This is a genomic window from Curtobacterium sp. MCLR17_036, from assembly GCF_003234445.2.
Classification (GTDB): Bacteria; Actinomycetota; Actinomycetes; order Actinomycetales; family Microbacteriaceae; genus Curtobacterium.
In genome coordinates this window covers 1,109,838-1,123,004 of sequence record NZ_CP126269.1, presented here as the reverse complement: position 1 = coordinate 1,123,004, position 13,167 = coordinate 1,109,838, and the positions used below count along the sequence as shown (strand labels likewise).

General features: G+C 69.3%; 16 protein-coding genes. All 16 read right to left on the bottom strand.

All coding sequences use genetic code 11. The features are described from left to right. Entirely contained in the window at positions 1 to 867 is an 867-nt protein-coding gene (locus tag DEI99_RS05315) for a phage tail family protein (protein ID WP_111042637.1), read from the bottom strand. After that, on the bottom strand, positions 864 to 4,598 hold the full coding sequence (locus DEI99_RS05310; protein ID WP_111042636.1) for a tape measure protein: 3,735 nt from the start codon (positions 4,596 to 4,598) through the stop codon (positions 864 to 866). The genes DEI99_RS05315 and DEI99_RS05310 overlap by 4 nt, the downstream gene beginning before the upstream one ends. Positions 4,599 to 4,601: 3 nt before the next feature. After that, entirely contained in the window at positions 4,602 to 4,964 is a 363-nt protein-coding gene (locus DEI99_RS05305) for a hypothetical protein (RefSeq protein ID WP_111042635.1), read from the bottom strand. A gap of 23 nt (positions 4,965 to 4,987) precedes the next feature. Beyond that, positions 4,988 to 5,329, bottom strand: coding sequence for a hypothetical protein (locus tag DEI99_RS05300; protein WP_111042634.1), 342 nt, complete (start codon positions 5,327 to 5,329; stop codon positions 4,988 to 4,990). A gap of 79 nt (positions 5,330 to 5,408) precedes the next feature. After that, positions 5,409 to 5,612, bottom strand: a complete 204-nt coding sequence (locus tag DEI99_RS05295) for a hypothetical protein (protein ID WP_111042633.1) — start codon at positions 5,610 to 5,612, stop codon at positions 5,409 to 5,411. 2 nt (positions 5,613 to 5,614) lie between these two features. After that, the gene (locus DEI99_RS05290) at positions 5,615 to 6,169 is read right to left on the bottom strand and encodes a phage tail tube protein (protein WP_146247169.1); all 555 of its coding nucleotides are present in this window, start codon (positions 6,167 to 6,169) and stop codon (positions 5,615 to 5,617) included. A gap of 115 nt (positions 6,170 to 6,284) precedes the next feature. Beyond that, positions 6,285 to 6,695 carry a hypothetical protein gene (locus DEI99_RS05285; RefSeq protein WP_111042631.1) on the bottom strand — a complete coding sequence of 137 codons (411 nt, stop codon included), beginning with the start codon at positions 6,693 to 6,695 and terminating at the stop codon, positions 6,285 to 6,287. Between the two features lie 8 nt (positions 6,696 to 6,703). After that, positions 6,704 to 6,964: a hypothetical protein gene (locus tag DEI99_RS05280; RefSeq protein ID WP_111042630.1), complete on the bottom strand. Its 261-nt coding sequence runs from the start codon at positions 6,962 to 6,964 to the stop codon at positions 6,704 to 6,706. Further along, positions 6,957 to 7,289, bottom strand: coding sequence for a hypothetical protein (locus tag DEI99_RS05275; protein ID WP_111042629.1), 333 nt, complete (start codon positions 7,287 to 7,289; stop codon positions 6,957 to 6,959). The genes DEI99_RS05280 and DEI99_RS05275 overlap by 8 nt, the downstream gene beginning before the upstream one ends. After that, entirely contained in the window at positions 7,282 to 7,668 is a 387-nt protein-coding gene (locus DEI99_RS05270; protein WP_111042628.1) for a Gp19/Gp15/Gp42 family protein, read from the bottom strand. Before DEI99_RS05270 ends, DEI99_RS05275 begins: the two co-directional genes overlap by 8 nt. Before the next feature lie 15 nt (positions 7,669 to 7,683). After that, complete coding sequence (locus tag DEI99_RS05265) at positions 7,684 to 8,646, bottom strand: phage major capsid protein (protein ID WP_111042627.1); 963 nt, start codon at positions 8,644 to 8,646, stop codon at positions 7,684 to 7,686. 17 nt (positions 8,647 to 8,663) lie between these two features. Next, positions 8,664 to 9,170 (bottom strand): hypothetical protein, encoded by a 507-nt coding sequence (locus DEI99_RS05260; RefSeq protein ID WP_111042626.1) that lies wholly within the window; start codon positions 9,168 to 9,170, stop codon positions 8,664 to 8,666. An 83-nt stretch (positions 9,171 to 9,253) separates the two neighbouring features. After that, positions 9,254 to 9,994, bottom strand: coding sequence for a VG15 protein (locus tag DEI99_RS05255; protein WP_111042625.1), 741 nt, complete (start codon positions 9,992 to 9,994; stop codon positions 9,254 to 9,256). Then, the gene (locus DEI99_RS05250; RefSeq protein WP_181434504.1) at positions 9,978 to 11,393 is read right to left on the bottom strand and encodes a phage portal protein; all 1,416 of its coding nucleotides are present in this window, start codon (positions 11,391 to 11,393) and stop codon (positions 9,978 to 9,980) included. The genes DEI99_RS05255 and DEI99_RS05250 overlap by 17 nt, the downstream gene beginning before the upstream one ends. Then, positions 11,390 to 12,853, bottom strand: a complete 1,464-nt coding sequence (locus DEI99_RS05245; protein ID WP_146247168.1) for a terminase — start codon at positions 12,851 to 12,853, stop codon at positions 11,390 to 11,392. Before DEI99_RS05245 ends, DEI99_RS05250 begins: the two co-directional genes overlap by 4 nt. Next, complete coding sequence (locus DEI99_RS05240; RefSeq protein ID WP_220037172.1) at positions 12,825 to 13,124, bottom strand: hypothetical protein; 300 nt, start codon at positions 13,122 to 13,124, stop codon at positions 12,825 to 12,827. The genes DEI99_RS05245 and DEI99_RS05240 overlap by 29 nt, the downstream gene beginning before the upstream one ends. Between the last annotated feature and the right edge of the window lie 43 nt (positions 13,125 to 13,167).

The following is a 13,167-nucleotide window of genomic DNA, read 5'->3' as shown; positions in this document are numbered from 1 at the left end:
CTAGGGAGTCGAGTACGCGGGACGCCACGCGATCTGCGCGGTCGGTGATCCGGTCGAGGACGAGCCGGAGAGGGTCAGGGTGTGCGCGCCCGGCGGCAGCGACGCCGCGGGCAGCAGCGTCGACGTGCGAGTGAGGGAGGCGATCTTCGAGCCCGACCGGAGGACGGTCTGCCGTCCGGGCCGGGTGTCGATCCGCAGCTGCTCGTCGTACTGCAGCGTCAGCGCAGCGCTGAACCGGAAGCAGCCCGGCACCTCGACCGTGGGGTTGAGGATCGGCCCCTTGATCGTGATGACCGGCCAGCTGTCGACGTCGCCGTCGACCACGAACGTGTTCGCTGCGGTGGTGTACCCGCGGGAGACCATCGGGAACGTCAGCGGGAACACGAAGCCGCCCGACTGCGACAGCCGCAGCGGCACGGACAGCCGCTTCTCGGGGCCGTACCAGCGGTCGTCCTGAGTGGCGAAGTCCACGGTGACGCCGACCGCGCCGGCACCTCGCGGCATGTACGCCGGCGTGATCCGCCGAGGCCGGCCGAACGTCGACCGTCCCGAGGGTGCGGTCAGCGTCGCGACCGCTCCCGGCGTCTTCCGGACGGTGTCGGCTCGCCACACCTTCCGGAACGCCGCGTACAGCGCCTCCGCTTCTGCGTCGTCCTCGCCGACCGCAGTGAGGCCGAACGCGACGGTCTGCCCGGCAGTGGTGTCGACGCCGAAGAAGTTGCCGTCCACGCCCGGCAGCGAGCTGTCCTGATCGGTCCGGTCGGCGTCGCCGATCTCCGGTGCGACCGCGAACGGGTACCGGGACGACTGCGAGCCGAACAGGACGAACCCGTCCGACCCGCAGTCGATCTTCCAGTCGGTGCTCACGTGTGCCGTCCTCCCCGCTCGAGCGCGCTCAGGTAGTGGTTGACGGTGTCGAGGTCGTCGCGGAAGTCACCCGACGACTGCAGGGTGAGGCTGCCGACGAGCGGCCCCCGCTGCCCGCCGCGGTCAGCGCCGGAGAGGACATCGGTGATCCGCGGCGTCAACGGCACCACGGCCTCGTCGTAGCGGCCCTCGCCGACGTTCACGAGGGTGCCGCCCGGACGGCGTCCGACCACGGCGCCGGCGGCGAGCTGCGGCACACCACCCTTGAACTCGAAGTGCCACGGCTCCCGCTGCGAGAACCCGAGACCGGTGTTCGCCCAGCCGTACTTCGCACCGTTCGCGCGAAGCCACGCCTGACCGCCGGCGACGTCCGCGGCGAGACCGAACCCGTGGATCGACGTGCCCGGCGACGCGGCGAGGTTGCCGCCACGCTTGTACAGGCTCCACCGGTACTGCTGCGCCTTGAGGTCGCGGTACCCCTCCGTCAGCCGGAGGGCACCGTTCGACGCCTTCTGCGCGGACTCCCACGCTCGAGCCGCGTTGAGCCGCAGGTAACCGCCGATCGACCCGACACCGGGCCCACCGGAGAAGCCGGACACCTTCGACAGCGCCGACATTGGGATCTTGCCGTTCTCGCCCGTCGCGCCGGCCTTGTCGCCGATGCTCTTGAGCTTGTCGATGACGCTGCTGAGCAGCTCCCCGCCGACGCCCTTGGCGACGTCGAGCATGCCGCCGGCGCCGGGGATCTTGCCGACCATGCCCTTCACGAGCTTGCCGAGAGTCCCGAGCGGGTCGGAGACAACCGCCTTGGCGGTCTCGGCGGCGTTCTTCGTCCAGTCCCACGCCTTGCCGGCCTTGCCCTTGAGCCAGTCCCAGCTGGCCGTGGCGTTGGACTTCACGTCGGAGACGAAGCCGCCCTTGGCGTAGCCGTTGCGGGCGATGTCGTACAGCCGCCCGACGCCGAGCCGTGCGGTCTGCTCCTTCGTGAAGACGAACTCGCCAGCGTGGACGATGCCGGCGGGGTCGTACTTGCCGCCAGCGCCGGTGTAGCCGCCCGTCGCGAACCCCTTGGGGAGCGCGACCTGCGGCAGCTGCTTCGTCTTGAAGAAGCCCGCGACCTTGTTGAAGTTCTTGATGATGCCGTCGTTGATGACGGTCTCGACCACGAACTTGATGGGCAGCTTCGCAGCGGTCTTCACCGCTTCCCACGCCTTGCCGATCGCGTCCTTCATCGTGGAGAACGCGCTCGGCACGGTGTTCTTCGCGATGTCGACGATCTTGTCGAAGACGGGCTTGAGCCAGTTCGTCCACACATTGCGGACGGTCGTTCCGATCGCGCTGAACACGGGGCGGAAGATTGTGTCGCGAAGCCACAGGAAGGTCCGACCGAGGTTGTCTCGCACGAACCCGACCACGGCGCCGAAGATTGGCAGGGTGATGGTGTTCCACCAGGTGCTGACGATTCGACCGATGAACCCGAAGACGGGCCCGATCACGCTGTCCCGCAGCCAGGTGAAGGCGACGCCGAGGGTACTCCGGAGGAACGTGACGACGGCGCCGAACACGATCTGCGCGGCAGCCCACCAAGCGGTGATGGCGGTGCCGATCCACGAGAACACTGGCTGGATGACGCCATTCCACAGCCACGAGAACGTCGCGCCGAGGATGTTCACGAGAACCCCGACGATGGCCCCGACCGTCGAAGCGATCAGGCCAGCGGTGAACGAGAAGACCGCGCCGATCAGTTCGAATACCGGGGAGATCCAGTTGCTCCACAGCTCTCCGACGGCGCGCCCGACGGTGGTGAACACCGCGACCCACATCTTGAAGTAGGCGACGTACACGCCGACCACGACCTTGATGATCGCCGCGATGGCGCCGAACACGGGCTGCAGGATCGTCTCCCACAGCCAGGTCGCTGCCGACGCGATCCAGTCGATGGCCGGCTTGATGCCGGACTTCCACAGCCACACGAACCAGCCGCCGACGGACTGCGCCGCGGTGGAGATGAACGCGAACGAGCGGTCGACGATGTCGCGGAACCAGCCGACGTTCTTGTACGCCCACACGACACCAGCAGCAAGCGCCGCGAGTGCCGTGATGACGAGCCCGATGGGGTTCGCCTTCATGGCGAGGTTCAGCACCCGCTGGCCGATCGCGGCGGCCTTCGCGGACAGGGCGAAGCCCTTGTTGACGGCGGTCGCGACCCGGCCGGACGCGGCCTGCGCGTAGGTGGCGCCGGCGACGCCGTAGGTGCGGGCGATGAGCACCTGCTGGACGCCGGCGATCGTGCCGGTGATGGCCTTCCACGCCTTGTACGCCACGACGCCGACGAGGATCGCGGCGGCGAGACGGGTGATGCTCTCCGAGTTCTCCACCATCCATCCGCTGATCGGTGCGATCAGGTTTGAGAAGTCGGTGATGAGCGGGAGCACCGCGACGAGGCTCGCGACGAGGGCGTCGCCGAGGACGCCCGCGATGGGGACGAGCGCGATGATGAGCTCGCTCGCGATCATCGCGAGGCTGGTGAGCGCGGGAGCGAGCTTGATGAGGGCGTCGAGGAACACGCCGCCGAGCTGCTGCACCAGGTCGACCACGACGGGCAGCAGGGTCATGATCGCCGGCGTCAGCGCGATGACCATGTTAGCCAGCGCCCCGCCGGCCACGACAGCGATCTGCCCGAGGACGGGGGCGAGCTGCGCGGCGGCGTCGCGGACGATCGGGAACAGGGGCGCGAGGGCCTTGAGGGCGACGACGAGCGGGCTCGACGCGGTGACGGCTTGGAAGCCGGCGATGAGCTGCCCGAAGTCGACCTTGTCGATGAACCCGACGAGGGCGGTCATACCCGCGGTGACCTTGCTGTTGAGGGTGTCCGCGAAGGGCTGCAGCGCCTTGCCGGCGCTGTCGATCGCGCCCGTGATGGACGTGAACAGGGCCGGTGCGCCGGCGACCCCGCCGGAGAGGAACGCGGCGCCGATGCGGCCGAGCGCGGCGAGCATGTTCGCGTACGCGCCACGGACGGTCTTACCCGACGCCTGCGCTGCGCCGCCGATGTTCTCCTGGATCACCTTGCGGAAGGTGACGGCGTCGACCTTGCCCTTCGACACCATCGACGACAGCTCCTCGGCGGAGACGCCGTACTCCTTCTGCAGCCAGGTGAAGATCGGGATGCCGCGGTCGGCGAGCTGGTTGAGGTTGTCGGTGTAGACCTTTCCGGCGGTGGTGGTCTTGTTGATGATCGACCCCATCTCGTCCAGCGAGACGCCTGCGATGGAGGCGGCGTCCGCGGTGAGGGTGAGGTACTTCGTCAGGTCCTGGCCGGGCTTGATGCCGGCGGCGACGGCGTTTGAGGCGACGGTCGCGGCGTCGCCGAGTCCGAACGCGGTGCCCTTCACGGACGCCAGAGCGGAGTCCATGATCGTGGCGATCTGCTTCGTCGAGTTGCCGAGGCCCTTGAGCTTCCCCTGCGCGTCGTCGATGTTGAGGAGCCGGTCCATGCCCTTCTTCGCCGCGACGCCGGCGATGGTCGCGCCGATCGCGGTGGCCGCGCCGCCGATGATCTTCGTGCTCGTCAGCGCCATCGAGCCGACGGACTTGAGGAAGCTGCCGGACATGCGGCTGCCCACGGAGGTGCCGAGCCCCTGCGGGTCGATCTCCCGCTCGATGGCTCGGCGCGCTCCGCGGGCGACGGGGACCACCGAGACGTAGGCAACAGCTGATTCGGTCGACATCGGTCATCCCCTGTTCTTCGTGAGCACCTCCCGGGCTGCTGCCGGGGAGAGGGTGGTCTTGCCGAGTCGGCTGGTGTTGTTGTCGCGCCACGGCCGCGGGTACGGCTTCGGCTGTCGGCGGCTCTGCGCGGTGACGGCGATGAGCACGTTGAGCGCGTCGAAGACGTCCGCGGCGGCGATCCACTCGCGGCTGACGGGGAAGTCCCACCCGTGCTGCGCGGCGTAGAGCGCCGACGACGGGTGCCGGGTCGCGACACGCAGGAGGCGGTCGACCTTCACGTGGTCGACCGCCTCAGCGCTCAGTTCGTCTGTTCCGTCGTCGCCGATGTCGTCGACGTCGTAGCCGAGCTGGTGCAGCTCCCACACCAGCTCGTCGGGGTAGGACTCCGCTAGTTCTCGGAGCCCTTGGATTCCCCCAGGCCCACGTGCTCCGACCAGATCTCGAACACCTGGTCGATGTCCTCGAGGTCTAGGACGGCCTTGAAGTCCTCGGGGACGACGAGCTCATAGAACTTGTCGACGAGAGCGACGCCGACTTCCTGCTGCCACTGTTCCTGGACCTTCTTGTCCGGGTTGCGGGGCTTCTTGTTCTGCGCCTGCGCCGTGAGGATCTCGGGCGGGATGCGCCCGGGGAGGATGTACTTGCCGTCGGCGTAGTCGATGCCGATCGGGGGCCGGCTCTTGGCCCTGACGGTGACCGCGCGGATGGCGGTCGGTTCGGTCTGGCTCATGGGTTCTCCTAGCTCGGTGGAGTGCTCGGGGAGGGTGTGGCGGTGTGCCGGGGCCCGAGCGCCCCGGCACACCGGTCGGTCACTTCGTGGACGTGGTCGTCTTCGAAGCGGGCTTGGCGTCCGGGGAGGCGTCGGTCCCCACGGGCACGTCGGCGGGCTTGGTCACCGTGACGTCGCCGGTGACGCGCACCCAGAAGTTCTTGTTCTGGGAGGCGCGCTGCTCCTCGGTGACCTGCTTGATCTCGCCGGTCTGGACGTGGCGGACGTGGATCTTCGCGGTCATGCTCACGCCCCCGTCGTGTCGAGGCTCGAGTACCACTTGACGGCCGAGTAGGACTCGTCGCCGTCCGTGATCGCGTAACCGGTGACGGTCACCTCGTAGCCGATCGGGTCGCCGTTGACGTACACCTGGTCGCCGACCTCGGTGACCTCACCGGAGGGCACGTCGATGCGGATGATGTCGTCGTCGTCGATGATGTCGAGCACGAACGACTGCCGGCCACCGGTCTTCGACGGGTCGATCTTGATCGAACCGTCCGCCGCGACCTTGACGCCGTAGTAGAGCTCGATCGTCTCCTTCTTCGTCTCGATGAGGACGAACTGGTACCGGATCGAGGACTCGGTCACGGGCTCGCGGACCAGGGCGCCGTTCTGCCAGGCGCGGATCTGGTTCGTCGAGCGGTCGCGGGTCTCGGTGACGCCGCCGTCGCTGATGTAGCCGAGGTCCTTGTGGTCGGCGCCGAGGGCGCTGGTGGCGGTGGTGGGCCGGGTAGCGGTCGTGGGGGCGACGTACACCGCGCCCGTGACCGCTACGCGGACGTTCTCAGAGTTGAGGGACACGGAGGGCCCTTCCTTCCAGTTGTGAGGTGGTGGGCGTGCGCCCTGGGGTCCCTGCTCGGCGGGAGGCATGCGAAAGGCCCCGCCGGGTAGGCAGGGCCTTGAAGGGGTGGTGCGGTCAGAGGTTGCGGCCGCGGTGCTGCAGCTCGAGCTCGGCGGTCTGCTTGAAGAAGCCGTCGGCGGCCGGGTCGGAGTTCGGCCCGCCGTTGATCTCGGCGGCCGTGATCGGCCGGCCGTCGACCATCCCGCCCGGGCCGCGCGAGGTCGCCAGCGCGAGGACGAGGTTGATGAGGTCGACCGCCGTGCCCTCGTCGTCGGTGACGACGTCGACGGTGACGTAGGAGGTGCGGAGCGTGTTGCCGGTGCCGCCGCCGGGGCTGGCGGTCAGCACGACGGCTCGGCGGCCGGACGCGCCCTTCCGATTGGAGACGGTCACGCCGGCCGCGTACGACTCGGTGCGGGCCGTGAGGAACGCGTCGAGGCGTGCGATGAGGTGCGCGAGGAAGTCGCCGTAGATGACGCCGTACACGTGGCCTCCTACCGGGACTGGGCGTTGCTGAGCACGGCGCGGATCGCCGCGACGAGCCGTTCGCGTTCGTGGAACTCGGCCTCGACGCGGAGGCGGACGCGGGCGTTGCCGGTGCCGACGCCGGTGCGGATCGCGCGGACCGTGGTCGGGCCGGGGATCTGCGCGGCGACGTCGTCGGCGTAGGGCCGCAGCTGTCGTTCGAGCTCGGCGGACTGCATGACCTGCTCGCCGAACGCCCGGCGGTTGAGGACGACGCGGGACCTAGCCATCGACGTAGTCCCGATCCTCGAGGCGGACGACGTTGCCGGGCTGCCAGGACGAGAACAGGGAGGTCCAGTTCTCGGATGCGCCGCGCACCTTGAAGACGCGGCCGCGGACCCGGAATCGTGCGTCGGCGTCGCAGGTGACGTCGGCCGGGAGGTACAGCGCCATCCCCGCGGTGGTGATGACGGCTCCGGTCGTGGGGTCGGTGGTGGAGGTGACCGGCGCGACGCCGACGCCTGCGACCGGGGTCTCGACGTCGACGTAGGTGGGCTTGTTGTACCGGTCGACGCCGGTCTGCTGGCGGGTGATGAGCTGCACGGTCTCACCCATCGGCGGACTCCATCGGCACGGTGAACACGGTCTGCAGGCCGATGCCGAGCATCTGCCGTTCCCGCTTCGTCATGTACAGGTCGCCGGTGGGGTTCGCGTACGTGAACGATCGGGAGAACGGGCCGGTGGTCTCCTGCGCGGTGGTGACCCCTGCGGCGGTGTCGCCGGCGATCATGCTGCGCTTGACCATGCCGCAGACGACGACCTTCGCAGCGTCGGTGTCGAAGTCGTCGGTGGTGTCGATGCCGGCGCGCTTGAGGGCGGCGCGGACCTCGATGGAGGCGTCCTCGAGGAGCACCTCCGCCGTGGTCTTCTCCGCGTCGGTGAGGGGCCGCCACCGCTTGGCGAGATCGTCCGGGGACGCGAACGGGTCAGCCATGACGGCCCCTTCCTGTTACTTGCTGGCGACGGCCGGCGCGGCGGCCGGGGCGAGGACGGCGGCCGGGTAGCGGGTCGCCTTGTCGCCGTTGAGGCGGGTGAGCGGGTTCGCGACCTGGAAGCCGAGCCGGAACACGACGCGCAGCGCCTTGGAGTCCTGCTGCATCAGGTTGACGATGACCTTGCCGTTGGCGTCGGAGATGACGCCGCTGTCGAAGATCTGGAACGTGATGTCCTGTCGGACGCCGACGACGAACTTCTGCCAGTCGGCGGCGAGGAGCTTCGCGACGCTCGAGTCCCACGCGCCGTTGTCGACCTCGTTGAGGGGCTTGCCGTACAGGTTCGACGGGGTGCCCTCGGCGAGTGCCGGCTGGTAGAGCGGGACGCCGTTGTCGGTGCGGAGGCCGACGAGCTCCCAGTTCAGGCCGGGCTCGGACGCGAAGCCGTTCGCGGCGAAGCCGTCTCGGGCCAGCAGCTGGCCGAGCGACGCGACGTCGACGCCGAGGTCCTTGCCGGTGCCCGCGGCGACGGTGTTGCCGGCGGCGATCGCGCCGGGCACGATCGCGGTCGGCCAGGACGCGGGCTTGTCGATGCCGAAGATGCCGGCCTCGTCGACCTTCCGGCCGATCGCCTCGGTGAGCAGCGGCCGGACCTCGTCCCACAGCGGGACGGACGAGTCGTCGAACAGGGCGTCCGGGATGACGACGATCGCTGCGAGCTCCTCGGCGGTGATGACCTGGTTGTCCCACTCGGCTCCGGTGGTCTGCTTGAGACCGGTGTCGCCGTTCACCCAGTACGCGTCGGGCAGGGCGGAGAGCACCGGCTGCTTGAGCGTCTTCGAGGACATCCGCACCTGACGGGCGCGGTTGAGGAGGACGGAGGCCTTCGGGAGCTCCTGGATGATCTCGGCGGCGACGGGCTCCGGGACCGGAGGTGCGCCCGCGCCGTCGCGGTTGATGGTGGTGCTGAAATCAGCCATTGCTGATCCTTTCGGGGTCAGTGCTTCGCGAGGTTGCGGAGCCAGTCGTTGGTGTTCTCGGGCGCGGCAGCGGGCGTCTTGCCCACCCCCGGTACGACAGGGCCACCCGGGGCCTTGGTGAGCGCGGCGATGCGCGCGGCGCGGGCCTCGAGCTCCGCTTCGTCGCTGCCGTGCAGCAGGTCGACCGCGTCGCCGGTGAGGCCGTGCTTCGAGGCGATCGTGAGCCGCAGGGACTCCGACTGGGTCGCCTGCAGCGCCTTCTCCGCGGCGTCGGCACGCTTCTGCGCCTTCTCGAGGTCGCTGAGGTTGGCCTGCTCGATCTTGTCGAGCTGCGCCTTGAGGTCGGCGGCCGTCTTCTCGGCTGCCTTGCGCGCGTCGCGCTCGGCGGCGATCGCCTTCTTGCCGGCGTCGCCGAGGTCCGCGTTGGCAGGATCGCCCTGCTTCTGCTGCTGCTCGGTCGTCGTGGCGGTCTGCTCGGCGGTCTGCTGCTGCTCGCCGCCTGCCTGGGTGGTGGTGTCGCTCATGCGTTCTCCCGAATCGCTCGGATTGGCCCCGATCGCGTCGCGCGCTCGAGGGTGACGGACGCCGCCGGGTGGCGGGGTCCGAGTCAGTGGGTGTGGCCGTCGGTGAAGTCGCCCGGGTACAGGGCCCGCATCTGCGTCGCGATGTTCGCGTCGGTGAGGGGCAGGCCGAGGCTGTTCGCGGCGGCGCGGGCGTCCTGGTACTTCTCGTACATCGCGTCGGGGTCGTACCCGGCGATGTAGTGGCGGTCCGCTTCCCACTCGGCGACGGCCTGGCAGTTGCATTCCGAGTGGTAGTGGTCGGAGACGCCGGCGGTCTGCGCGGTGAGGTACACGAACCCGCGGGAGGCGAGCAGCGTGCACCAGGCGCACGTCTTCGCGCCGGTGGGGACGCGAGCGAATCGCGGCTTGGACGGGTCCAGCTGCACGTTCCGGGCGATGGTGCCGCGCTGCGACGCGAGGACGTAGCGCTGCACACCGCCGGACAGGAGTGCCAGCATCACGTCGGGGGTGTCGGTGAACAGCTGCCCGGCGTTCGCTCGCACACCTGCCCGGATCTGCTCGACGTTGGTGGTGTTCACCGTCGTCGCGTTGTACGCGCCGGCTTGCTCGTAGCGGACCTGCTCGTACCACTCCGCTGCGACGGTCGCCGCGACGTCGCCGTACTCGCGGACCAGCTGCGGGACGAACTCGAGCAACTCGTCCCGCGCGGCCTCGGGCCGGGTCAGGTCCAGCGACGACCAGAACGACTGCAGGTCGCGTCGGGCGAGGGTGACGACTCCCTGGCCGGCGTCGCGCAGCGTGTCGACGTCAGCTCGGGTTGTCACCTGCCGCGGCTCCCGTCGTCTTGCCGAGCGCCGACAGGGTGCTCAGCGCGTTCGTGGTCTGGCCTCGGCGCTTGTCGGAGAGCAGCCGTGTGATCTCGGTCTGCGAGAACCCGGCGAACTCGAGCGCGACTTCGGACTCGCCCAGCCACGGGAACACCAGCGACAGCTTCTGCAGCGCGTCCGCGGCGGCCGTGGGCGACGTGAACGCCGGGTTGGCCCAGGACGCATCGATGCGCTGCAGCTCGGGAGTGAGCTCGGACGCGTCGCGGAGCCGGACGATCTTCTGCGCGACGCGGCGCAGCGAGGACGCCATGATCCGGTTCTGCCGCTTCGCGGTGCTCACCAGACGTCGGTCGTCGGCGAACAGCGCCTCGGCGGACGGCGGGTTGTCGGTCACGATGCCGAGATTCGCGACGGGGACGCCGGTCGCGCCGGAGAACTGCGTCGCGTACATCCGGTACAGGTCCGTAAGCGGCTGCATCGTCATCTGGGGGAACTGCTGCACCGTGGGGACGTCGCCGTCCTCGTCCTTCGAGATCGCGAACCACCGGTCGATCGCGGCCTGCCACTTGCCGCGCGTGAACGCGTCCTGCGTCACCCCGAGCGCCATCATGCGCGGGGCGGCGTAGAAGTCGGCGGAGATCTCGGTGCGCACGATCGTCGTGAGCGCGTGGTCGGTGATGTTCATGACCGGCCGCGTGATGCGGGACCGGCCGAACGGGCGGTCGAGCTGCGGATCGAACGTCAGCGGCTCGATGAGCACCTCGCCGAGCGGGTTCGGCTGACGCTCGGTCACCCAAGACCCCGACGGCCGGCGCGTCATCGACAGCACCGCGTCGGGCAGCCACACGTCCATCGCTGACGGCTGACCGTCAGCGGTGGTCTCGGTCACCGTCAGCGCGGAGGACACCATGCGGCGGCGCTTGTCCCAGATCGCGGTCGACCACTCGGCGGAGCGGGCCATCACGAGCACTTCGGGCTCGCCGGCAGCCGTGTCGCCGAGGGTCGTGGTGATGAACGAGCAGGCGTGCTTGTACGCGCTCGTGATCGCCTGCGGCAGCTCGAGGTCGAACCGGTTCGCGTCGAGGATCCCGAACAGGTCGAACGGATCCTGGTCACCACCGGGCGTGACGAAGCCCTCGAACACGGACCGCTCCGCGAGAGCGGACACGGCCTTCTCCGGCCAGTCGAGGACCGCCTTGATCTTCCGCATCGCCTCCTCGGGGATGTTCCCCGTCGGCTGCAGCGGCATCTTCGCGTCGAAGTACATCGACCGCATCACGTTCCGCGGGTACTTCGCTGCGAGGGTCACGAACAGCTGCCGGATGATGTCGAGCTCGGCGTCCGAGACGTTCGTGACGAACCGCGGGGCCTGCCACGTCACCAGTGCGACGCTCATATCAGCTCCTGCTTCCGTCCGGGGACTCGTTTGGTGGTGCGGGCCGCCCAGTAGGCGACGCTGACGGCTTCGACGGGGGTCTCGTCGCCGCCGGGGACAGTGGCGTCCCATCCCCAGTTCCCGGCTGTGCCGCGCATCTTCTTGTCGGAGACGGCCACGGACTGGTCGAGGACGGCTTGCCCGTCGGAGGCGAGGTGCGTGACGGTGCGGTCCTTCACGGCGTCGTAGAACATCGTGTTCGCGCCGAAGTACTCGGGCGTCGACACGACGTGGATCGCCGTCTTCGACACGCCCCGGTCGACGAGCGCCGTGCGGAGCGCCTCGGTGCCGGCGCGGCCGCTGATCGCGATGAGAGCCGTCTGCCGCCATCGGTCGGCGAGCCAGTCGGCGAGGGACGCGATGCCGGACGCCATGTGGCCCGACTGTGCGTCGACGAGCTCGACGTGGACCTTGCGGGTCTGCTTCGCCGCGCCGGCGACCGCCACGCGGGAGCCGTCGAACGAGAACGCGACGCCGAACGACTTGACGCCAGTCTTCGGCGGTGTCGCCCGCCCGGTCTGCTCCCACTGCTCGGCGGTGATGAGCCGGGATCCCTGCTGATCGCTGTCCCAGATACCGAGCGCTTCACGCTTCCACGACTCGTCGGACGGCAGGTTCTTCCGCAGGCGCAGCATGGAGCGCAGCGGCGTCCGGTGCGGGTACGACGGGTTCGCGATCGCCCACTGCTCACGGTCGTCGGGCTCGGCGTCCTCGTCGGCGGAGCACTCGATGTACACCGCGTCCTCGGTCTCGCCTGCCAGCGCCTCGCGGCGTCGCAGCTTGAACGCTTCCGAGGGGTCGGTCGGGCGGGGCGGGGTGCCCATGAAGAACAGCAGCGCGCCGGCGGGGAACCGGGACTGGTTCGTCGCGGCGACCATGTCCTCGAGCGCCTTCTCGGTGAGGATCTGCGCCTCGTCGAAGACCTCGATGTCGACCTCGTCGAAGCCGCGGCCGAAGCCGCCCTCGCGTGCGCCGAACATGATGACGGAGCCGTTGGTGAAGTGGATCTCCTGCTCGCCGTTGACCGCGCGGACGTTCGCGACGAACGGGGCGACGGTCTTGCGGCCGGCGAAGCCGCGCAGCGACGCGAAGGTCTTCGTCGCGGTGCGGGTGCGGTGCGCGGTCCACAGAACGGTGAGGTTCGGGAACAGGGTGCACAGGGCGAAGATGATCCGGCTGATCATGTACGTCTTCGCGACCTGGCGCGGGATGCTCAGCGTGATGCCGCCGACGGTCGCCGCGTAGTCGCCGTTCTCCCGCTTCGCGAGGATCAGCTTCGAGGTGCCGCGCTGCCACTCGTCGAACGAGTCGCCGAACTCCTTGATGCGCGCCTCGACCGCCGGCCACCCAGTCGACACGATGCCGGTGGGGATGATGACGTGACGGGCGACCTCAGACAGCCGTCGCGTCGAACGCTTCATCGTCGAGCTTGGCGGCATCGTCGCGCTCCTCCTTCACCTGACGGCGCAGCGCCTCGATCTCCTTCGAGATCTCCATCTGTCGGCGCGTCAGGGAGGCGAGGTCCCGGGCGGGGGTCTCCTCGTCCTGCACGGCCCGGCCGATGCGCCGGTGGGTGGCCTCGAGCTCGGCAAGGCGATCGCCGGCGTCGATGGCTTCGAGGATGGTGAGCTTCTTCGGCGGCGAGGGCGGCACCTCGTCCGGGCCGACCGCACGCAGCGTGCCCTTCGCCATGATGAACCTCGGAACTCCCGGCTTTCCGGGCCTAAAACCGTTA